Here is a 20,813-nt window from a genome sequence, read left to right on the forward strand (position 1 = left end):
ACGAGTGCAAGGAGAGCCGATGCGCGGCAGACGGTTACTTCGACCGATCGCCATCGCCGGTGTAGCGAGCTTGGCGGCGTGTAGCCACCCGACGACCAACTCCACCACGGGCACCGGCAGCGCCTCGATCCCCGCCGGACCGCCGTCGATCACCAGCGAGCCGTTCGGTCAGGTGGATGGCAACCCGGTGACCCGCTACGAGCTCACCAGCGGGCGCGGCATGCGTGTGCGAATCCTGAACTACGGCGGCATCATTCAGTCCATCGAGGTCCCCGATCGCGCCGGAAATGTCGGTAATGTGGTGCTAGGTTTTCCGACCCTGGCCGGCTACCTGCACAACACGGGATCCGCCAAGACCTACTTCGGCGCCATCATCGGCCGCTACGGCAACCGGATCGCCAAGGGCGCATTCACGTTGAACGGCAACGAGTATCACTTGCCCACCAACAACAACGGCAACAGCCTGCACGGCGGCACCGCCGGCTTCGATACAAAGGTGTGGCAGGCCAGTCCGCAGAACGGAAGCGACCGCGTCGGCCTCAAGCTCCAATATGTCAGCCCCGCAGGCGAAATGGGCTATCCCGGGACCCTGACAACCACGGTCACCTACACCGTCGACCAGAATAACGAACTGCGCATCGACTACCGCGCGACCACCGACGCGCCGACCGTGATCAACCTGACCAACCACAGCTACTTCAACCTGGCGGGTGAGGACACGCTCGACGTCTACGACCAGAGGGTCACCATCAATGCCGACAACTACCTTCCGACCGACCCCACGCAGATCCCGACCGGGCAGATCGCCGCGGTGAAGGGCACACCCTTCGACTTCACCTCACCGACCGCGATCGGCGCGCATATCACCGCGAACGACCCGCAGCTGTTGCTCGCCCACGGCTACGACCACAACTGGGTCATCAACCGCGGCAACAACACCGGGCTGGCGGAAGCGGCCAGGGCCCAAGATCCCAAGTCGGGGCGCACCCTGACGGTCTCCACAACCGAGCCCGGCGTGCAGTTCTACACGTCCAACTTCCTCGACGGGGCGTTCACGGGCACCAGCGGGCGCAGCTACCGGCAGGGCGCCGGATTCACGATGGAGACCCAGCATTACCCCGACTCGCCGAACCACCCGAACTTCCCGACCACCACGCTCAACCCGGGCCAGACCTACGAATCGACAACCGTCTTTGCCTTCGGCGCCCACTGACTCGCCTAGCGAGTTCTCACTGCGAAAGCTCCGCAAGGAACGCGGGTAACAGCGCCAAAGTCATGGTCCGCGCGCCGGTGATCGCACCTTCGCTGTCCCACCGATGCACATCGACGGCTGAGCTTCGACGGCTCGCGCCCCTCAGAATGGCCGGCCGCAATTGTGCGATCCGATAGATTCCGGCGCATTTCTTTGAGGCGTATCGCCGCTGGTTGACCGCTAGCCTCATCGGTAGCCGGAGGCAGGGGCGAATATGAATGCCGACATCAAGACCCGGGTGCATTGGCTGCTGGGATATGGACTGCCGCGTTGGACGCTGAAATTGCTCGCGCGGCGGGGCGATCCTTTTTCCCAGCTGTTAATCCAAAGCGGTCAGCCCGACGAAGTGAATCGCCGCATCGAGCAGATCCGCGATCGGGGACGTATCTCCGCGATTGTCGGCGGGTGGGTCACCGCTGACGCGCAGATTGTCCGTGACGTGCTGCGCGACGACAGGTTCCGGACGTCGAAACCACGGGACCGGTCGCCGTTTCCCGTCGTTCAGCGCATGATCGCGAAAACCAACCCCGGCGTGCTGAATGGCGTGGAACCGCCGTCGCTGCTGGTTGCCGATCCGCCCGAGCATGCGCGGTTGCGGCGCCTGGTGTCGCGGGCATTTACCCCTAGGGCGATCGAGGGACTTCGTCAGGGCATTCAGGAGATCGCCGACACCCTGCTCGACGATCTCGAAGGCAACAACCAATGCGATTTGATCGCCGCCTATGCCTCCCAAATCCCCATCGCCGTCATCGTCGAGATGCTGGGCATATCTCGCGACGAGGCACCCCATCTCCAAACATTCGCCGAGCCCGGCACCAAAATTCTCAACAGCACGTCGCCGTCCTGGCGCGAATACCGGACCGCGATAGCCGCGTTGCGCGAGTTCGAAACCTACCTCGCCGCGCATATCGAGCGCCTCCGTCGGGGCGGCGCCGAGGACAGCATCCTGTCCGCCGTCCTGCACGACGGCGATCTCACCGAGACCGAGGTCAGGATGTTCGCGGGGCTACTGCTGGGCGCCGGGTTCATCACCACCACCCATGCGTTCGGCAACGCGGTGGTGGCGCTGGTCGGGCATCGCGATCAGCTCGCCCGGCTGCAGGAGCATCCGGAGGGCTGGCCGAACGCGGTCGAGGAGGTGCTGCGCTACGACTCCGTCGCGCACATCGCGGCCCGGGTGGCCACCGAAACCGTTGAGATCGAGGGACATACCGTGCAGGACGGCTCGGCGATCTTCCTTCTGATCGGCGGGGCCAACCGCGATCCGGCCGTCTTCGAAAGTCCCAACGAATTCGACACCACGCGCGCCAACGCCCGCGAACACATCAGCTTCGGCAGCGGCATCCACAGCTGCCTCGGCGCGTCGCTCGCGCGCATGGAACTGCAGATCGGCCTGCGGGCGCTGTTCGAACGCTTTCCCCGGCTGGCCCTGGCCGGCGAGCCGATCCCGAACGACAGCACCCTGCTGCGCGGGATCAAGGAGTTGCCCGTCACCCTCGGGCCCGCGAGCGTTGACGTTGCCCGCTGAGTCAGCCGGCGCTGACGCCGTCGATGTGAGCGAGGAAGTGGCGTAGAACTTCCTCGGGCGCCTCGAGCTGTGGCCAGTGGCCGATGTCGTCGGCGAGCATTACCACGTCGGCGTCGGGGATCACCTCGGCGTAGCGGCGCGCCATGTGGGCACCGGAGTTGGGATCGACGGGCCCGTCGATCAACCGCATCGGAACCGCGGTCTGGCGCATGGCGCGCACCCACCGGTTGCGGTGCGTGTAGCGGTCGTTGATGAATCGGCCGACCTTGTGCAGCACCCGGCGCCCGTCGTTGTAGTCCAGGATCTGGTTGAACACGTTCATCATGTGCGGGGTCGGTTTGGTGTTGGGGCCGAACATCTCGCGCATTGTCGGCTCGAGCAGTCGTCGTGCCAGCGGGCTGCCCTGCACCGGGCTGAACAGGTCGCCCAGCGGGGTGCCCGACATCAGCTTCTGGGCCGCCCTGGGCGTGTAAGCCTCGATGAACATGCCGCCGTTGAGCCAGGTGATGGAATCGATGCGCCATTCGTTGTACGTCTGTTGGCCGAACTCGTGGCGGGCCAAAAGTTCCTGGCCGACGGAGTCGCCGATGTCGTGGGCCAGAACGTGGGCGTTCTCGATGTTCAGGTGCTGTAGGAGCGCTTCGTGCATGTCGGCGTGGTCGTGCACCGAGTATTGGTAGTTGACGGGTTTGGCGGAGAATCCCATGCCCATCATGTCGGGTGCGATGACGGTGAACCGCTTTGTCAGCGTCGGCCAGATCGGCGCCCAGTCAAAGGAATTGAACGGGTACCCGTGGATCAGCAGCAGCGCAGGCCCGCTGCCCTCGACGCGGTAGAAGATGTCGAAGCCGAGGTAGTCGAAGTTCTTGCCCGAGTCCAGCCAGCGTTTCAGATCAGCGTCCATGACAGTCATCATGCGCCGACCCGATTGGCTAGCCGTCATTGACTTCCCGCTGCAGCGAGATACTCGTCGGTGACGCCGTCGGCGAAGGCTTAGCGGCGCCAGGGATATTCCCGGGCGCGCTAGCGTGTAGTGATGCGCTACCAAGTGACCGACGCCGACACCGCCGAACAGATCGGCAGCGGCGATGTGCCGGTGCTCGCGACTCCACGGCTCATCGCGTGGCTGGAAGCGGCCACGGTGCAAGCCGCCGCGCCCTTCACCGGTCCTGGCCAGACGACCGTTGGCACCGCGGTGCGCATCGAGCACCGGCGCGCGACCCACGTAGGCGGCGCCGTCGAGGTCACCGCCGAGGCGCGATCGCCGGGCGAGGGGCGACTTCTGACGTTCGACGTGAAGGCGGTTGACGATTCGGGACAGCTAGTTGCTCGTGGCGAAATCGATCGCGTAATAGTCGACCGCGAAAAGTTCCTCCGCCGCTGACCAAGATGCGGCGCACCGTCGCGATCGCCAGTTTGCCTTCATGAACTACTGGTCTCGGCGAGCGGTAATTCGCACAATTCTGAGTTCGGCTCGGCGGAGGGGCACCGCTCGTAGGCCCACCACGTCAGCCCCGACCCGATGAGGTAGCACAACAAGAAAAAGCAGAAGGCCGTCGTTTCCGACCCTGTGGTCAGATAGGACTGTCTCAGCGCCAGATTGATCAACACACCGCCGAGCGTGCCGACCGCGGCGACGATTCCGATCACGGCGCCGGACATCGCACGGGCCCAGTGGCGGCGTTCGGCCTCGGCGGCTTTCATGGAGTGGCTGCGCGATTCGAAAACCGCCGGGATCATCTTGTACACGGCGCCATTGCCGATCCCGCACAAGACAAAAAGTGCCATAAAACCGACGATGTAGCCGGTCATGGTGGTGACGCTCAAGGGGCCGGAGCGATTGTCGGCGTGTGCGCTCACCACGATCAGCGCGCTGACGGCAGCGATCATGGCGAATAGAGCTCCCAGGGTGACCTTTCCGCCGCCGAGGCGGTCCGAGAGCCTGCCGCCGTACATCCGGGCCAGCGACGCGAGCAGCGGTCCGAGGAAGGCGACCCGAGCGGCGTGCAACGACGCCTGCAGCGCACCTTGCCCGGCGGCCATGTAGTTGATTTGCAGCACCTCGCCGAAGGCGAACGAAAATCCGATGAATGAGCCGTAGGTCGCGACGTAGAGCGTCGCCAGGATCCAGGTGTCGCGCCGTACCAGAGCCGCTCGCGTGGGTTTGTGCTCGGCGCGGGGCAATTCCATGTTGTCCAGGAAGCATGCCGACCCGAGCGCGGCCACTGACAACAGCACCAGATAGATCGCGCATACCCAGTAGGGCTGCCGGTTGCCGGCGGTCGCGAGCACCACCAGACCGATGACCTGGATCATCGGTACCCCGATGTTCCCACCGCCACCGGCGATCCCCAGCGCCGCGCCTTTGAGTCGCTGGGGGTAGAAGACGTTGACGTTGGCGACCGCCGCCGAGAAATTGCCGCCGCCCATACCGGTTAGCGCCGCACACACCAGATACATCCATAACGGCCGACCGGGATTGGCCAGCAGCAGAATCGTGCCGACCGTCGGGATCAACAGCACCAGCGAGGAGAACACCATCCAATTGCGGCCGCCGAACTTGGCCACCGCCGCCGCGTACGGGATGCGCAGGCAGCCGCCGACAAGGGTTGCAGTAGCACCCAGCAGAAGCTTGTCGGCCGGCGTAAGGCCGTACACAGAGCTGGGCATGAACAACACCATCACCGACCAGATCGACCAGACCGAGTAGCCGACGTGCATCGCGAACACAGACCAGATCAGGTTCCGCCGAGCGATCTTCTTGTTGCCGGACTCCCAAGCTGCGAGGTCCTCGGGATCCCAATTCGAAATGCGTTGCGCCCGACTCATCGACGATCCCCCGAAATTCCGTGACCAACAGCAGCTCACGACGACGCTAAGCACGAAAGCTCCAAGGTGACCTACGGGTAGCTGTGAGTTGACAACGAATTCAGCGCATCGGGTGCGGCAACCCTGCTGAAATCACAATCGATATAAAGTAATTCTCGCTCGATAAGCCAAAGTTTTTAAGCATCAACGCCTTACAGGCGGGTAGAAGGCCCGCGCACGTCATTTCATACCATCAGTCGACGGTCCGGAAGTGATGTGACGATTAGGACCAAATTAATCCGATCGAGTCGACGTCCGATACCGGGCGGTTGCAGCGCCAAGTTACCAATGGGCTTTCCTCGTACCACCAGGAAAGCCTGCATGAACCCCTTGGCTCTGTAGGAGCTTCGTGCATGTCGGCGTGGTCGTGTACTGAGTATTGGTAGTTTGTCGGTTTGGCGGAGAATCCCATGCCCATCATGTCGGGTGCGATGACGGTGAAAGGCTTTGTCAGCGTCGGCCAGATTGGCGGCCAGTCAAAGGAATTGAACGAGTAACCGTGGATCAGCAGCAGGGGCCCGGTGCCCTCGACGCGGGAGAAGATGCCGAAGCCGAGGTAGTCGAAGTGCTTGCCCGAGTCAGCCAGCGTTTCAGTTCAGCCACCATGACAGTCGTCATGCTCCGACCCGATTGGGTAACCCTCATTGGGCAGGTTCGCGAGGAACGCAGGCAACGGGACAGCACCAAAGTCATATAGGGCGCCAGCACGGCTCGATCGAGGTGGATACCATCCGTTGCTACGCCAACCGAATGTTCATCCGGTAGATCAGGCTATTCCAGAAGGCCCTGCCCCCACCAAGGAGGGGTTCCTAAGCGCTAAGTTCTCAGCAGCCGCCGTCGAACTGGCTACCCGGAACCATAGCGCGCGAGCACAGTTACCTCTCCGGCGCCCGTCATTCCCGCGATCTCCGTGATGTTCATCTTCAGCGATCCTGTCATCGACAGCTTTTGCGACAACTCCACCTGGCTAAGCGCGAGGGTCTGTTGTCCGACAGTAATAGTGGTCGCCACCCTGGAAAGCGCTGAATCGTACATGTGCGAGAGATACGCTTGGAGTCGAGTGAGCAAGGCTTCGTGCACGTCTCGCGCACGATTGCCTGCGTCCCGAATCAGTTCGTCAGCTGCATCAATCGCCGCGCTAACTTTTTCCCGCGCGAAGTCTATTCCGAATTGGAACGCTTCCTTGAGAGCAGATTCGACCCTGTCCCACGCCGTCGAGATCTTTCCCCATAGACCTCCGTCCAGGGGCGCCGATAGTCCTGTTAGATCGCTCTCGGGGCCGATCTTGCGGGCCGCCTCCAGCGCCCCATCGAAATCTGCGCGGTCAAAAACTGCCGCAATTTGCATGCAGCTCACTCCCTTTCAAGTTCGACCAACGGTTTGACATCCCAACCTCCATGGAGACGCGCGAAAAGCTGACCCGCCGTACCAGGTGCATTGTCAAGCCAGGGCACTTCAGGTGCTGGCTTGAAGCCGGAGCGGTACAGCGCGTCGATCAGCTGCTCGCGCCGTTCGGGATCATCGTCGTCGAGAGACATGATTCCCTTGTCAATCAGACGGTCGGTGAAATTACCCTCTCCGAAGATCTTTCCCAGCAGCCGGCGGTTTACATCAGACTCCGTTTGTGGATCGCCCTTGGCTGCGGCGATGACATCGTCTGCTAGTGCAATGATGCGACGTGTCCACGCCTCAATGCCTGATTCCCCGACTAGGTCTTCGACGTTCCATCCTGTACCTGATCGCAGCCGCTGGATGGTCCGCATCGCAACCGAAACGAATTCGGCAAGCCTGTACTCGCCTTCGACCATATCTGGTGGTTGGATTTGGGTCTCGACATCACTCGCGAACTCCCCGGGTACCTGCTTGAGATCCGTGAGAACGCCACGGTTTTCCATGTGGCACCAATCTCCATACTTAAAGGCGACGAGCTGACGCCCGAGGCCACGGTCCTTGTCTGCATGTGCGGGAACGAGGTCAACCATCCGATAGATAGTCATTCGAGGTTCCCGTAGCCGCTCGACCTCAGCCGCGAGCGTGTGGAATGACGTCGAGTCCACAGGCATGCGAACCAAATCATAACTAGACATGCCGCTTTCGCGTCCGTGTTCCGTTGTCCGGATCAGATACAAGACTTTTTCGGTACTGCCTTCTAGCCAGAAGGGGGCGGTTACCCGACCAAGAGTCAGTACCCGCCGTTGGCCAAGTACGTAACGAGCGAGGTCATCCGCGAGGATTGGGTCCTTCGGGTTCAGGCCGCCTGCAAGGACCTTGAGCAAGGTCCGTATTTTCTCGTCGGCGTCGGGGACGCGGTTAAGGACATCGTCGGATGCGCCGACGTTGGTGTGCAATGCGGAAGACACGCACTGCCGGTACCAGTTGTTTGATTCAGCAAGATAGGCCGCAGTCTCGTCCGGCGATGGATCCGCCACCAATCTGTTATCCCGCCAAAAAATCTGCCGTCCATTCGCCGATAAGAATGCCTCGATGTCTTCGGCGTTGGTCGCGGCGACGTCTTGGATCCATGAGAGCAGTAAGGCCTCGGCTTCGATCTTGAAATGCGCCGTGGGCAGTGACAAGTCCGGGATCGCCCGGCGTGTATCGAATCGCGTCCTGTGCATCAGCAGCCGGTAGGCTTCCGCTCCCCCCAGCGGTCTCTTGACCTGACGTCTCCAGCCCGACACCACTGAGCGGACGGTGAGGTAGCCGGCGAGGTATTTGCCATGATAGGCATCCAGATATGCCCGCAGTCTCGGCGGGCCCTCCTTTAACTGGGCACGCGCGTACATCGTCTCTGCGATTCTGCGGCGATCGTCAAACCACTCAACAAACGTAGCCGCATCGCTGGTTTCGAAGGATTCGTCGACAGTTTGCAGAAGTACCAGACCGATATCCGCCTCGGCGTCGTCGGCCGACGGATCGACGGCCAATTCCCCGAAGGTGGCGATCCCTTCGAACCAGGGACTCCAGGTCGCCTGAAGGATTTGGCGCTTCCGAGCGACGTCCAAACCTTGCTCCGCGCGGGCGAGGGCACGAACATCGGTCGTATCGAGCGGCGCGATGAGGTCCCGCAGGGACGCGAACGACAGCGGCTGCGCATACTCCCAAATCATCAGCTCGAGTTCGACTGCGGCGGCGCGAAATGCTGTGAACGCCACTCCAAGATATCCTTGCAATGCCATTACGTGACCAAATTCGTGGCCGAGAATTAGAAGGCTTTCATTCAAGTCTCGCTCGCGCAAAAGAGACCGTCCGTTGGGAATCGCGTTCATGTATGCGCGGTGGTCAAAGGATCCGGTGACCCAACTTGTTACTTCAGCATTCCGCGACAAATCCGGAAGCAATCGTTCCCTTGCCCGCTCCAGCTCGACGTATGTAGCCGCCAGCAGCGAAACCGGATAGTTCTCTCCCATCGTCGTCGTCAGCAACTTCAGGGTTTCGCTGATTTGCTCCGCCGTAGCAGCCGCGACATCGCCGCTTCGCGCTTCAATCGGGTTCCGGAGTCGACCTACAATTGGGCGCCAGATCATCAAATGCGCCCTGTCATGTACCGCGAACCATAGGCGGTCGAGTGCGCCGGCTCGGTTGCCATCGAGAGATGGTAGGTGGCGCAGCGCAGCAGCTACTGCGTCGAACGCACGCAGCTGGTCGGCTGTATTTGTCAGGCATGAGAGAACATGAGCGTTAGCCGCAAGCGCTACCGAGAAGCCCTCTGCATTGCCGACCGCTCTGGCATACCGCACCGCCATACCGGCCGCGCGAAGCGACATGTCGGAAGAGCGCGAGGCTTGCGCAAAATTCAGCGCGGTAAACGCCGATGCTAACGCGTCGTCGAGACGCCCCACAGATTCGAAGGCGTTAGCAAGGTCGAGGCAAGGCCGGCATACCACCGCAGCGGGGTGACCGTCGTCGAATAATGCCAAGGCCCTGAGGAAGCCGTGAACCGCAGAAAGCGCTAAAGAAGGATCCGTAGGCAACGGATCGAATTGAGGAACTGCCTCCCATGCGATCAGATATGACCGTCCGTGGATCTCCCACTCGGCCATACACGCGGCGAGCGCTGTCCGCATTAGTCCACTTGATAATCGGACACCAGTCCGGCGTGCCGCGTCATTCAATTCCCACGCCCAGAGGGGCTCCGCCGTCACGATCTTCTCGAATGAATCCATGTCTTCGGGGACTAGCGCCTCAGTATCCAGCCCACGCGTCGCGGTCATCAAAGCGTCGGCCAGCAGAGTTTTCCGTCGGGTGGGGTCGTCCCCGGCGAAGACGTCAGTCACGAGAATTATCCACCTTGGCTCCTGCGCATTTGGTGGCCGATATGCCGCAGCGACCACGACAGACGAGAATCTCGAAACCATACGTAATCTAGCGCAGCGGTGGTGACAGGACCATCGTCAGCTACATGCGGATAGCTTTCAATAATCCAACCGCCCTGGGCTGGGAACTCCGATAGGAACTCCCTGAGCACCGCTCGGCAAGTTCCAACCCATATAGTCCTACATCCCCGCTCAGGCAATCAGTTCCTTCGGAAAGCCTTAATCCTCTCGGTGAGACCCTAGGCCGTGGTCCTCTTGACGCTCTTAAAGTTACGTTCATTCGTCGACCACCCCAGTGGTTCGAGCAACTCAGCGTCGCCATCCTCGACGAAGTGTTGAAGCGGTCGCTGCCCGCCGGACGGCATCGCCCTACCGGCTATCAGGCAGTGGCCGACTACATTCGCGTCGGCGCGTCCGCCGAGGCCAGACTGACGAGGCCATGTTGACGTGCATGGCCGCGATCAGTCGCCCGCAGCAGCTGCTCGGCTACACCATGCAGGGCGTTGCGCCCGTTTAAGTTAAAACGACTGGTTTGACGTGTTTGCGCGGTGCCCCCGACCAGGGCTCGAACCTGACCTGCGGGTTGCCTCGCTGTCGGAGAACCCGTGAAAGATCACAAATTCAAGGCGTAACCCGACAAAGTTGCTGACGCAGGTGATTCGATCAGGAATAGCGCCCGCACCCAATCGAGATCGTAAGTGGCCCGCGGCGTCAAATGCGGAAACGGCCCCGAACACCCGCCACAGGTGTAAACCATGTCTCGGGACACCTGTCAACGATGTCCCGAGACATGACATGCGTCGGGCTGACAGGATTTGAACCTGCGACCACTTGACCCCCAGTCTTCATTTCGGCGTGTCGTGATGTGTATACAAGTGCATCGGTGCAGTTCAAACACCTGGCTGCATCCCGGTGCGCCTACCTGCACGAGACCCAATTGGGGTCAGAATTGGGGTCAGGCTGCGGCGGAAGTTGTGTTTGCTAACGGGCGCGGTGCTTCTGGGGCGCTCGAAGAGTGGGATACCGCATCACTAGGCGATTAGGGCATCCTCGTTAAGTGCTCGACTGTCGCGGAACATCGGCGATCGCAAGCTGGCTGAGGCGCGTATGCCCCATCACGCCGTCTGGCCGGAACCGGGAGGGAGATCACATGACGGCACCTTCACCCAGAATGCTGGAAGGCGAGTTTTGGCAGGTCGAAACGCCAGACCGTCGCGTACCAGGTTGGCTGACAGTGAACGACCGCGATCGCCCAGCTCTGGAGACCTTGGGGCGCATATTCGACGAGCGCGCCAACGTCGTGAGAATCTCCGAGCGCGGCGGGGTGACGATAACTTGCTCCGGCGACCCAGAGGACCTCATCGCTGACTTCCAACCAAGAAACATCCACGGTGAACTTGCGGACAGTACGCGGGTGTCAGTAGTGGAAGCACAAGGACATAAGCAAGCCTCCTCCGGGCTCTTCGATCACGAGTATCGCCAGGTGTTCCAGGCCCAGCATGTAGTAATGAATGAGCACATCAATGGTGGTGTGCAGGAATACCCCGCCTTCAAGTTCCGCGTACGTGGACCGCGGTGGTGGCGATCCCGGGACGGCGAGGCCGCAACGGACGATGGCAGCCGACTCATCATGACTACCGAAGGAGATGATCGGTGGTTTGAATTCTTCCCGATCAATGCAATGACTTTGCGAGACCTAGATCGGTGGGTTCTCAGTCCTATCACTACGTTAAGTGCTCTGGTGACCGGGAATCCGGCTGCTCAGGCCGGTTTGCGCGTTCGTACCACCGCGGACTCGCCTTGGAGGATGGTTTACCAGGAGCAGGACCCAGTCGGGTCGGGGCACCACGAACTGTTGGACGCGTCGCACCTCACTGCCGAGAGGTTCGCATCGTGGATCGACCTGAGAAAGCGCACCGACGCCCTCGATGCGGCGGCGATCGACAAACTCGATGGTGTCGCTATCCAAACGGAGGTTCTAACGCTGGCCGCTGTGGCGGAGGGTCTTCATTGGCGGCTCTTTGACGGAAAGAAACGCGTTCCTGCGTTGTCCGACAGTGACCTCAAGCAGGCACGAAGAGCAGCAAGAAGAGCCGCACTCGACAGGTTAAGCGAACTTGACCGCTCACCGAGACCGCCTCTGGCTGATCACGATCGCGTCGAGTTCGAGAAGGCGATGAACGACGCTTTCAGCTTCATCAATGAGCCAACGTTTCGAAGCAGGATGAGTGACTTGGTAATCGACGCACAGCTTGCGATTCCGAATATCGTCGCCGCGTTCGCCGACTGGCCTTCTGCGGTGAAGGGAGCACGAAACACCCTTGCCCACCGAGGTACGGAGCCTCACAGTGAGTCAGTCGATCAGTTTTACGACCTGCTGATCGCTCTCAGTTACTCGATCCCGTGGGTGCTTCGGACCGTTCTATTGAATCGCGCCGGATTCAATCCTCCAACGCTCCAGGAGGCATACGGGTTGTCGTCTGCCTATAACCACCACGTCACCAACACCAGACATCTTCTGGCTGGTGGCCCCTATGCGGCGGAAGCGGGGTAGGACTAGAGAGTGTCCTCATCAGGCGAGCTGGCGGTGTTGCGTGCTCCCGCTCGACAGCTATCTGTATCTGTACGACCTCGTTGATGAGGTCGCGCAGTGCCTGGGCAAGCCTCAGCGGCATCACTCATCGCTACCGTCTTGGATCGTAGGTGCGCTGAATTGTGTTGCGATCTAGGCACTCCAGCACGGCCGACCAGCGGTACAGAACGAGGCCGCCCGGCGCGATGAACTTCGGGCCAGTTCCCTTGTAGCGATCCTGGGCAAGCGCCGCGGGCTTTGGCGCCCAGGTACTCGGCTAGATCGTTGTGTCGGTGCGTCCGACGGTCAGCGACGTTCAGCGCGGGCGGTCTATGCGTCAAACAGCTCCGCTGACCACGCGACGATCGTGGGCTCGAACCGCTCAGGAACGTAGGACTCACCCGGACGGATGCCACCAGGGGCACGGGACGCCGCCTCGAACAAGCACACCGCGCATTCGACCATGTTTAGCGCAACGGCGAGGGCATCGGCGATCAGGGTGAATACTGTGCCAGCCCGAGCGTAGTCTGTCATCCACTTGTAGCCGTGGATGAAGCTGGACCCGTAGGAGTAAAACGACCTCGCCGCTCCTTCCAGTCCGTTGGCGGCGATCTCCCCCGTGTCATGGACCGGAACGTGGGCATCGACCCACTGCGCGGACGACTTGATCATCGCGGTGAAGGACGGCGTCTTGGCGAAGGTGTAAGCCGCCTTCGCCTTGCCGAGCATGTCGTTGTACTTGCGGCGGTGTTCGGCGTTCTCGACCAACATCTGCTGTGGGTAGCGGGCAGGGCGGGCGGTTTCGTCCTGCTCCCCGATCACCAGAAACCGACGCCGCTGCTCCAGCTGCTCCATCTCCTCGGCCATGCATCGGTCCCGGCGGACCTCGGGCAACGGGTCGCTGAGCAGCCATATGGTCAGGGCAGCGCACTCCATCGCCACCCGGCAGAGCTGCAGCACCTCGGCGATGTGGGGCTGGCGGTGCGACTTGCGACGGGCGACCAGAATCCCGGCGGTGTGCAGACTCTCGGCGGCGCTCATCGACGGGAACAGCGCGTGCTCGGTGACGGCCCGCGGCCCCGCCAGGATCAGCGGGTATGCCTCGGCGAAGGCGACGTCATCAGCCGCGAGCGGACTTCCCTCTTCGGCGATGTGAGGGTGCAGCCCCCACGGGTACAGGTCGGCGCAGCGCTGGCCGCGCTCGTCGATGCGGGCAAGGACGCCGCGGGTCGCGAAGTTGAACAGTGTCTCAGCCTGCTCGGCGTTCAGCCCCAGATTCGGGATCGTCGTGGGATGAGGTTAGGCAACCGGCACGACAGGTTGCCTCATCTCCCGGCACGAGTTCACCGGTTGATTTTCGGCTCCAAAGGGTTAGCTCACGACCGCAAGCTGTGGCTGTCCGTGATCAGCTCCGGCCCGGATGATCCGTTGTGCGGTCCTGTAGTTGATGCCCGATGCTCTGGCGGCGGCGTTGATCGACGCGCCGCCACGGCTCGCTGCCAGCACTTCAATCACGGTCTCGACCGTCTGTGTGGTCACGCCGGACGCGATCAGCTCTGCCGCAAGGTCTGCATCAGCCTGTGTCACCTCGGTTTGCGCTGAGTCCTGCACCGAATGCGCCAGGACGAGTGATACCGATGCAGGGCTTTGCACCCGCTCAACTTGCACTGCCTGCGCCCGTGAATTAGGCGGTGCCAGTAGCCTGACCTGGTCATTTGCGCTCTGTGTCGGAGGCAGAGCCGACCGTCGTCTCGTCGGGGTTTGTGTATTGGAGGACGCCACTACGTTCCGGGAGCGACGTGCTGGTTTGTCCCCCAACGCAACGAGCATCAACGTGCTGACGGCGACTGCCGTGTCGATAATTGCCGGGAAGATCCATGCCGTTGCATCGTTGTATCCGATGACTCGCATCAGATCCCGCAGTGCCAGAAAGCTCACCGCGAAGGCCCCGGCACCGATGGATGCAACGGCGCTGACCGCCCAGCAGTAGACCCTGCCCGATGCCCCGGCGCGGACCGCGAGGGCGATGCCGTGCACGGCAGCGAGGAGAGCTAGCGGTGGCACAGTCGCCGCACCGACCTGGACGGGCACACGCGAAATGTACGGCAGGACGGCGTGCACGATGTTGCCTATAAGACTGACCACGGTGGCCCCGATCAGGAAGCACCAAAAGAACCGGATCGCGCGGCCGTGGTTCCGCCTCAGGACTTCGTTCTGGCCTGTCATCTCCGCCTCCTCCTCGATATGAGGTCGGATGTCACCGTCTGGCCGTCCACCTCCACGACGATCTTCGCGTCACAGCCGAGTGCCGTCAGATACGCGGACAGCGTGCTCAGGAGCATGTCTCGCTGTCTTTCAAGACGGCTGATCTGCCCTTGGCTTGTGCCAAGCGAACGAGCCAGTTGCTCTTGAGTGATGCCTGCCTTACGGCGGAGCGCACCAAGATCGATCACCTCTTCGATTATAGCATTCGAGCTATATACCTTTGTCGCTATGTCGGATCCCGCGATTTGCACATCGCTGTCGGGCCGCTGCGCAATAATCACGACGCCAGAGGAGGTCGATACTGACGGGAAGGAATGATGTCGGGGATTGCTGCACGCCCGTCTGAGCCGCTGGGCGGGTTCACCACCGTCGGTATCGACCTCGCATCTCAATCGGACAACACCGCCGTATGCGTCATTATCTGGAGTCACGAGTCCGCGCAAGTGAGCGCACTCGCGTCGGGAACCTTGCATGGCAGCAAGCTCGACGACTCCGCGCTTCTGTCGGTAATGAAAGACGCCGACAAGGTCGCTATCGATGCGCCGTTTGGCTGGCCGCAACCGTTCATCAGTGCAATTAGCTCAGAGCCAGGTAATTGGCCCCTCGATCCTGACGAGACGCGCGCCCCCCTTGAGCGTCGCACCACCGACTTCCTCGTCCGTGATCGCACCGGAAAGACGCCGCTGTCGGTAACGACCGACCGGATCGCCTATTGCGCGATGCGCTGTGCGTCTATCCTCGGGGCTCTCAATAGTCCCCGGGATGGGTCGGGACAAGTCGCAGAGGCGTATCCCGACGCCGCGTTGCGTTGCTGGCTTCCAAAGCTTTTCACTGGATCCCTGCAGTCCTACAAGACGAAGAACAATGCTGCGGCACGCGAACGGCGAGAAGTCATTCTTGCCGCATTGCTCGGTGAACTGGGCAATGGCTTCAACATCACCGAGGCGCAGCGAGTCGCTATCGCCTACTCAGATGATTGCCTCGACGCCTTCGTTTGCGCACTGCTCGCCCGCGCGACAGCCGCCGACCTCACTGTCCTGCCCTCGACGCCAGACCATCAAGCTCTGGCCAGGATCGAAGGGTGGATTCACCTTCCCAAACCTAACAGCCTAACGCAGCTGGTCAGCAACCTTCGTCCCCAAGCAACCGCCGTCGGAGATTTGGAGATCCATGACAACACCAAACCTTGGCCGCCTGAGGGCGGTCACACCCCGTGAGGTGTGGCCGCACGAGGCTCACAGCTTCACACCCTGGCTGCTCGCCAATGTCGATGTTCTCAACGACCTGCTCGGAATGGAGCTTGAGCTTCAGGAAGCCGAGCACCCGGTTGGGGGGTTCTCGCTAGACCTCCTTGGCCGAGACCTCTCTGACGAGAGTGTCGTCATCGTTGAGAACCAGTTGGAACTGTCCGACCACATGCACCTCGGACAGATCCTCACCTACGCCGCGGGGACCGATCCAAGGACCATCGTGTGGATCAGTGCCGGATTCCGGCCCGAGCATCGCGCTGCGCTCGATTGGCTCAACGAACACACCGACCCCGACACCCGGTTCTTCGGCATCGAAATCGCCGTCGTCCAGATAGGCGAGTCGATTCCAGCTCCGAACTTCAAACTAGTTGCACAGCCGAATGATTGGGAGAAGCAAGTAAAGGCCGCGACGGGCGCAGGCCCATGGACTGAGCGACAGAAGCTCAACTGGGAGTTCTGGGAGAAGTTCCTCGACCGAGTGCAAACAGAGCACCCAGGGTGGACAAAGGCCAAAGCCCCGACACGCGAGGGATGGTTCCAACTACCCACCGGCATAAGCGGGATTGCTTACGAAACGGCCTTTGCACACCAGGGACTCCGGGTCCAGCTGTACTTCAGCAGTCCGGACGCCACCACCAACGAAGCTCGCTTCCAGGCTCTTTATGCGGTCAAGAACCAATTCGAACAGTCACTTGGCGAGACGGCGACGTGGGATGACAAGCCTGGTAAGAAGGCTGCGGCGGTGTACGTCCAGTCCGAGTTCAAATCCGTTCTCAGCGTTGACGAATGGCCTGCGATGCTCGACTGGGTGATTGACCAGCACGTGCGCTTCAGAAGAGCGGTTGGTGCGGTCGGTGGCATCAAGTCCTTCACCTGAAATAGCAACGACGGCAACGGCGCTCAACCACGCCGGGCGACGTAATTAAGCCTCTCGTTAGAGAGTTAGCGCGCCTCAACCCCCGGGGCGCCGTCGGTTGCGAAAGCCCCACTTCAACGCGCACGCCAAACTGGTCACGTATTCCTGCTCGAGGGAGTCCTTGTGCTGCCTCGCGATCCAAGCTGGGTGTTTGGCAAATAGCAGAGCGGGACACAGCGCGGACTTGCCCGTGGTGGCGCGGGGGCCGGTGAATGGCCATTCCAGCGGCTCCACCCCCGGATACTTAGACCGCAGGGCCGCTTCGGCGTCTTTCCCCAAGCCAATAACCAGCCTCGGCTGCACTATGTCAAGCTCACGGTGCAGATACGGCGTGCAGTTGGTGATCCATTCGGGAAGCGACTTGTGGTTCTTGGGTGGGTGGCAGTGCACCACGTTGGTAATGAAAATGTCGAGCTTGGCAATACCGGCATTCTTTAAGCTGCGGTTGATGAGACTTCCGCTACCTCCAACGAACGGCTCCTGCTTATCCATGCACTTTCGACAGAGGCTTTGTCCAACGATCACCACCGGGGATTGCTCCGATCCATAGCCTGGTGCTGCTTGGGTTACTCCGTGGATGTTCATTCCGTCGCATTTACCGCAGCCAATGATCTTTTTCTTGAGCACTTTCATGCGCTGCTGCCGAGGCTCGCTCATGCTCGTCGTGCTCCCATTCGGCGAAGCGCCATGCTTGCTGAGAGCAAGCTAAAGGCGCGAAAGCTGGCCTCAGCTAGTGCCAAAAGTCCTGACGCTGATGACCGACGACGACCTGGAGGACAGGGCGCGACGATCTAGCGCGGCTACCTCGACCCGCCCCCCTGGTCCGTGGATGACGACGAGGGCGGAAAAACGTAGGCCGCTAGGGCACCACGGCCGATCGCCGCTGCTTTGGGTGTCACATTTCATAGTTTGCTTGGCGCGCCGGTACCGGGGCGTTCAGCAACTCAGCCAACTTAGATGTCGTCAATCTCAAGCAAGGGCGGCTCTTCACCCGTTGACTGCATGTATTTGTACTGCCACCGACCCCACTTAACAGCCTCCTCCGGCGCTACGCTCAGGTAGTCCCGGGCTTGCTCAAGTTCAACCTCCGCCTCATTCGATGGAGGGCCCTTCGCGGGCTCAGTCCTGGACGCGACCCCTCGCGTGTAAGCGTCAAGAAGTTGACGCTGGGCCTTGAAATGATCGACGGTCTGGTTCTTGATCGCTTGCCGGACGGACTCAAGCTGCAACCGCGCAGCCGCTAATTCGAGTACCAGCTCCGAGTCGTCGGGTGTGAGCAGCAGTTGAGTCAGCTCGACTCCCAGCGCTTCGGCAATCGCACGGGCTTCGCCCAGGCGAACCGGCCTCTCCCCCTTCTCAATCCGCGAGATCGTGGTCTGATGTACGTTCGACCAGCCACTATCGCGTAGACGCTTAACCAGCTCTGCCTGGCTCAGACCCTTCTCCTCGCGCCGCACGAGCATGTTCCTAGCAAACCGCGTGTCGTCGTGCTCGGGAGCACCAGCACTCGGGCCAGCTAGGTCGGTGTGGTCAGTCACCAACAGAGTCTCTCACAACTTGTACTTGCTTTCAAACACCTATTGTGTATTATCAAAACGTGTTCGCTTCCGAAAACACTAGGTGATCACCCGGCCGAGTACAACGGCGGTGCCAAACCCGAAGAAAGCAAGCGCTATGAATCCCACCCCGACTCCCACCCCATCTACCAAGGTTCGGCTGAGCTCCCACGCGATTCAGCGATGGTGCGAGCGAGTCAATACCGGAGCGACGTTGACCGAAGCTCGGTTCGAGCTGGGCCAGTTCATCAGCCGCGGACGAGTGCGCGCAACGCCACGGCACTGGACCGACGCCGCTCCTGCTCCTGGGTTGACATTTGTGTACTGGGCTCAACGCCCGTCTGTGTGTGCTCTGGTCCGCGCCGGGGTTGTGGTCACCGTACTGACACGGTCGTTGTGCCGATCTACCGAACCATGCAACGTTGGAGTCATTAGCGACATCAGCACTGCTAGAACGGCCCGCCGTCCCCGATTAAAGCTGATTCCGGGGTGGCGTTGGGACGGCAAGAAGGATGCGTCATGACTTCCCGACAAAGGGTGAATTCAACGAGGAGAAGTGCGGTGGTATGAAGCCGGACTGGAGTCGAGTCACGGTGGAACATGTCGAGCGGGCCTGTGAGATGTACGACTACGGGACCGCCCGGCCGCCACGGCCCGCCAGGAGCACCTTTCTTTTCCTCGACGGGAAGGCCTATCCCGCCAAGTTCATCCGCGGGCTCGCCTACCGTCTCGCGACTGGCGTCGAACTTGACCCAAACGTGGATTACTCCGGCGGAATGGAGACGGTCAGATTCTTCCGCGGCCTCGGACTGGCCACACAGCACGGTCCGTCTTCCACGCCAGCACCGGCGGCGACCGCCCCAGCAGTCCCGCCGTCGCCTCCGGCACGACCAACAACTCTCCCCCGGAGGCAACCATCATCAACCGCCCCGCAGCGCCGTAAGGAGCCCCAGAAGGAGGCCTTGGCTGCGCTCCTGCGCCGCCGGTTCGGTGCCGTTGAACGCGAGGTGAAGTTCCCGTGGCTTGTGGTGCCACCACCCGAGCAGATGGACGGCACCATCCTGGCCATCTTCGAGGCGCTGGAGGCGATGCGGGGTTATTCGACGTTCGCCTCGCCGGGAAAGTTCCTGCGCTGCGACTTCGTCGTGCCCGCCCAACGCTTGGTGATTGAATACGACGAGCGGCAGCACTTCACTATGCAGCGGGCTAAGTCCTTGGAGCTTTACCCCCCAGAGCTTGACCTCGGCTTCAACCCGCAGGAGTGGCTGACTACCTGCTACGTGACCAGGGCCACCGACCCGACGCCGCCGTACCGGGACGAGCAGCGCGCCTTCTACGACAGCCTGCGCGACATCTTGGCTGCCTCCAATGGCATGCGGCTCGTCCGCCTTCGTTACGGCACCGTTGACTGGACCGGCTCTGGAGGCGAGGCGCAACTCGGCAACCTGCTGGGCCGTGGGCAGGCCATCTTTCAACCCGCAAACGGGGGGACTGCCCGGCCAGCCGACAATCCATCGGTTGGACACATCAGGAAGGTGGCGCTGGTTTCGCACGACTACAACGTGGCCGACAGCCGGGGGCTACGCGATTACTCCGAACACTTCGCCCGGATCAACAAGCTGTGTGACGAGCAGGGCTGCGACACAATCCTTTACGCGCTCTTTACCTGTGATCAGGACGCGCCGGGCGTCCGGGACCACAATGCGATCTTTGATGGGCTGGATCACGTCGAGCGGATCATCCTGGAAGTAGGGCAGCGCGGGCCTAAGGGCATTGACCATATCGAAGTCTGGTCCAGGGGCCAGCAAGCCCCTCTCCTGGCTCAGCAGCATTTCGCGCAGGGCAAGGATCGCGATGCCGACAAATGGGCCTTTATCAACGACCTCCCCAACCGCCGCGTGGCCGACGGCCTACTGATGCTCTGCGGGGAGTCAAACATCGCCACAATGGCTCACCACAAGTATTTGACCGACCCATTCCGTTTTAACGACTGGCTTGAGGACCGGGACATTCGTGTGATCCTGAACCCGATCCACGACTACATGACCCGATTCGAAATGAAGGCCAAGCGCAAGCACTACTCGCTCAGCGGCAGAACGGTCCTCTCGGTCTGGAACCAGGGCAAGGGCAGGGACGCTTCCCAGCCGTGGACCGTCTTCCATGACGGGATTGAGCGGACACAAGCCGTCCGGGAATTGCCTAGGCCGTTTGGCAACCGACCCGACATACGGATCGGCATAGTCCATCTAGCATGGCTCTAGGACGAGGCCGAGCCTGGGTTTCCCGAGTC

At 61.3% G+C, this 20,813-nt stretch carries 16 protein-coding genes and 1 pseudogene; 7 read left to right on the plus strand and 10 right to left on the minus strand.

Annotated features, from left to right (window positions below):
* Positions 1–19 precede the first annotated feature (19 nt).
* The gene (locus A5712_RS20945; RefSeq protein WP_068109106.1) at positions 20–1,213 is read left to right on the plus strand and encodes an aldose epimerase family protein; all 1,194 of its coding nucleotides are present in this window, start codon (positions 20–22) and stop codon (positions 1,211–1,213) included.
* Positions 1,214–1,466: 253 nt separating this feature from the next.
* Complete coding sequence (locus A5712_RS20950) at positions 1,467–2,780, plus strand: cytochrome P450 (RefSeq protein ID WP_068109109.1); 1,314 nt, start codon at positions 1,467–1,469, stop codon at positions 2,778–2,780.
* Between the two features lies 1 nt (position 2,781).
* On the opposite strand, the gene A5712_RS20955 is transcribed toward A5712_RS20950, so the two are convergent.
* Positions 2,782–3,684 carry an alpha/beta fold hydrolase gene (locus tag A5712_RS20955; RefSeq protein WP_068109111.1) on the minus strand — a complete coding sequence of 301 codons (903 nt, stop codon included), beginning with the start codon at positions 3,682–3,684 and terminating at the stop codon, positions 2,782–2,784.
* Positions 3,685–3,828: 144 nt separating this feature from the next.
* Here A5712_RS20955 and A5712_RS20960 point away from each other — a divergent pair, with 144 nt between their 5' ends.
* Positions 3,829–4,164, plus strand: a complete 336-nt coding sequence (locus A5712_RS20960) for a thioesterase family protein (RefSeq protein ID WP_369830416.1) — start codon at positions 3,829–3,831, stop codon at positions 4,162–4,164.
* A gap of 38 nt (positions 4,165–4,202) precedes the next feature.
* Here the strand turns inward: A5712_RS20960 and A5712_RS20965 are convergent, their stop codons facing one another.
* From A5712_RS20965 to A5712_RS30975, 4 genes and pseudogenes are all read right to left on the minus strand, one after another.
* Positions 4,203–5,609, minus strand: a complete 1,407-nt coding sequence (locus tag A5712_RS20965; RefSeq protein WP_068109114.1) for a NarK/NasA family nitrate transporter — start codon at positions 5,607–5,609, stop codon at positions 4,203–4,205.
* A gap of 382 nt (positions 5,610–5,991) precedes the next feature.
* Positions 5,992–6,254: pseudogene (locus A5712_RS30400) on the minus strand (alpha/beta fold hydrolase); the annotation flags it as partial.
* Between the two features lie 240 nt (positions 6,255–6,494).
* Entirely contained in the window at positions 6,495–6,995 is a 501-nt protein-coding gene (locus A5712_RS20975; RefSeq protein WP_156766684.1) for a hypothetical protein, read from the minus strand.
* A 5-nt stretch (positions 6,996–7,000) separates the two neighbouring features.
* Positions 7,001–9,925 (minus strand): hypothetical protein, encoded by a 2,925-nt coding sequence (locus A5712_RS30975; RefSeq protein ID WP_156766685.1) that lies wholly within the window; start codon positions 9,923–9,925, stop codon positions 7,001–7,003.
* A 1,189-nt stretch (positions 9,926–11,114) separates the two neighbouring features.
* On the opposite strand from A5712_RS30975, the gene A5712_RS20985 reads away from it, so the two are divergent.
* A complete protein-coding gene (locus tag A5712_RS20985) occupies positions 11,115–12,518 on the plus strand; it encodes a HEPN domain-containing protein (protein WP_156766686.1) in 1,404 nt (467 codons plus the stop codon).
* A 348-nt stretch (positions 12,519–12,866) separates the two neighbouring features.
* Here the strand turns inward: A5712_RS20985 and A5712_RS20990 are convergent, their stop codons facing one another.
* From A5712_RS20990 to A5712_RS21000, 3 genes are all read right to left on the minus strand, one after another.
* Positions 12,867–13,577 carry a hypothetical protein gene (locus A5712_RS20990; RefSeq protein WP_068109127.1) on the minus strand — a complete coding sequence of 237 codons (711 nt, stop codon included), beginning with the start codon at positions 13,575–13,577 and terminating at the stop codon, positions 12,867–12,869.
* Between the two features lie 330 nt (positions 13,578–13,907).
* On the minus strand, positions 13,908–14,762 hold the full coding sequence (locus A5712_RS20995) for a DUF2637 domain-containing protein (RefSeq protein ID WP_068109131.1): 855 nt from the start codon (positions 14,760–14,762) through the stop codon (positions 13,908–13,910).
* On the minus strand, positions 14,759–14,989 hold the full coding sequence (locus tag A5712_RS21000) for a helix-turn-helix domain-containing protein (protein WP_068109184.1): 231 nt from the start codon (positions 14,987–14,989) through the stop codon (positions 14,759–14,761). Before A5712_RS21000 ends, A5712_RS20995 begins: the two co-directional genes overlap by 4 nt.
* 129 nt (positions 14,990–15,118) lie before the next feature.
* On the opposite strand from A5712_RS21000, the gene A5712_RS21005 reads away from it, so the two are divergent.
* A complete protein-coding gene (locus A5712_RS21005; RefSeq protein WP_231982187.1) occupies positions 15,119–16,018 on the plus strand; it encodes a DUF429 domain-containing protein in 900 nt (299 codons plus the stop codon).
* On the plus strand, positions 15,972–16,928 hold the full coding sequence (locus A5712_RS21010) for a DUF4268 domain-containing protein (RefSeq protein ID WP_068109138.1): 957 nt from the start codon (positions 15,972–15,974) through the stop codon (positions 16,926–16,928). Before A5712_RS21005 ends, A5712_RS21010 begins: the two co-directional genes overlap by 47 nt.
* A gap of 75 nt (positions 16,929–17,003) precedes the next feature.
* Here A5712_RS21010 and A5712_RS21015 read toward each other — a convergent pair whose 3' ends face one another.
* Positions 17,004–17,624, minus strand: a complete 621-nt coding sequence (locus A5712_RS21015) for a uracil-DNA glycosylase family protein (protein ID WP_068109141.1) — start codon at positions 17,622–17,624, stop codon at positions 17,004–17,006.
* 296 nt (positions 17,625–17,920) lie between these two features.
* On the minus strand, positions 17,921–18,505 hold the full coding sequence (locus A5712_RS21020) for a helix-turn-helix domain-containing protein (RefSeq protein WP_068109142.1): 585 nt from the start codon (positions 18,503–18,505) through the stop codon (positions 17,921–17,923).
* A gap of 530 nt (positions 18,506–19,035) precedes the next feature.
* Between A5712_RS21020 and A5712_RS21025 the strand changes: the two genes are divergently transcribed.
* A complete protein-coding gene (locus A5712_RS21025; RefSeq protein ID WP_156766687.1) occupies positions 19,036–20,784 on the plus strand; it encodes a hypothetical protein in 1,749 nt (582 codons plus the stop codon).
* Positions 20,785–20,813 lie beyond the last annotated feature (29 nt).

Origin of the sequence: Mycobacterium sp. E2327 (assembly GCF_001672675.1) — a bacterium.
Taxonomy (GTDB): Bacteria; Actinomycetota; Actinomycetes; order Mycobacteriales; family Mycobacteriaceae; genus Mycobacterium.

Excerpts from the sequence above, each read along its gene's own strand:
- A5712_RS20990 (WP_068109127.1), bottom strand. The coding sequence starts at position 13,577 with ATGAGCGCCGCCGAGAGTCTGCACACCGCCGGGATTCTGGTCGCCCGT.
- A5712_RS20950 (WP_068109109.1), top strand. The coding sequence starts at position 1,467 with ATGAATGCCGACATCAAGACCCGGGTGCATTGGCTGCTGGGATATGGA.
- A5712_RS21015 (WP_068109141.1), bottom strand. The coding sequence starts at position 17,624 with ATGAGCGAGCCTCGGCAGCAGCGCATGAAAGTGCTCAAGAAAAAGATC.
- A5712_RS20975 (WP_156766684.1), bottom strand. The coding sequence starts at position 6,995 with ATGCAAATTGCGGCAGTTTTTGACCGCGCAGATTTCGATGGGGCGCTG.
- A5712_RS21010 (WP_068109138.1), top strand. The coding sequence starts at position 15,972 with ATGACAACACCAAACCTTGGCCGCCTGAGGGCGGTCACACCCCGTGAG.
- A5712_RS21025 (WP_156766687.1), top strand. The coding sequence starts at position 19,036 with ATGCGTCATGACTTCCCGACAAAGGGTGAATTCAACGAGGAGAAGTGC.
- A5712_RS21005 (WP_231982187.1), top strand. The coding sequence starts at position 15,119 with ATGTCGGGGATTGCTGCACGCCCGTCTGAGCCGCTGGGCGGGTTCACC.
- A5712_RS20995 (WP_068109131.1), bottom strand. The coding sequence starts at position 14,762 with ATGACAGGCCAGAACGAAGTCCTGAGGCGGAACCACGGCCGCGCGATC.
- A5712_RS20965 (WP_068109114.1), bottom strand. The coding sequence starts at position 5,609 with ATGAGTCGGGCGCAACGCATTTCGAATTGGGATCCCGAGGACCTCGCA.
- A5712_RS20945 (WP_068109106.1), top strand. The coding sequence starts at position 20 with ATGCGCGGCAGACGGTTACTTCGACCGATCGCCATCGCCGGTGTAGCG.
- A5712_RS20955 (WP_068109111.1), bottom strand. The coding sequence starts at position 3,684 with ATGGACGCTGATCTGAAACGCTGGCTGGACTCGGGCAAGAACTTCGAC.
- A5712_RS20985 (WP_156766686.1), top strand. The coding sequence starts at position 11,115 with ATGACGGCACCTTCACCCAGAATGCTGGAAGGCGAGTTTTGGCAGGTC.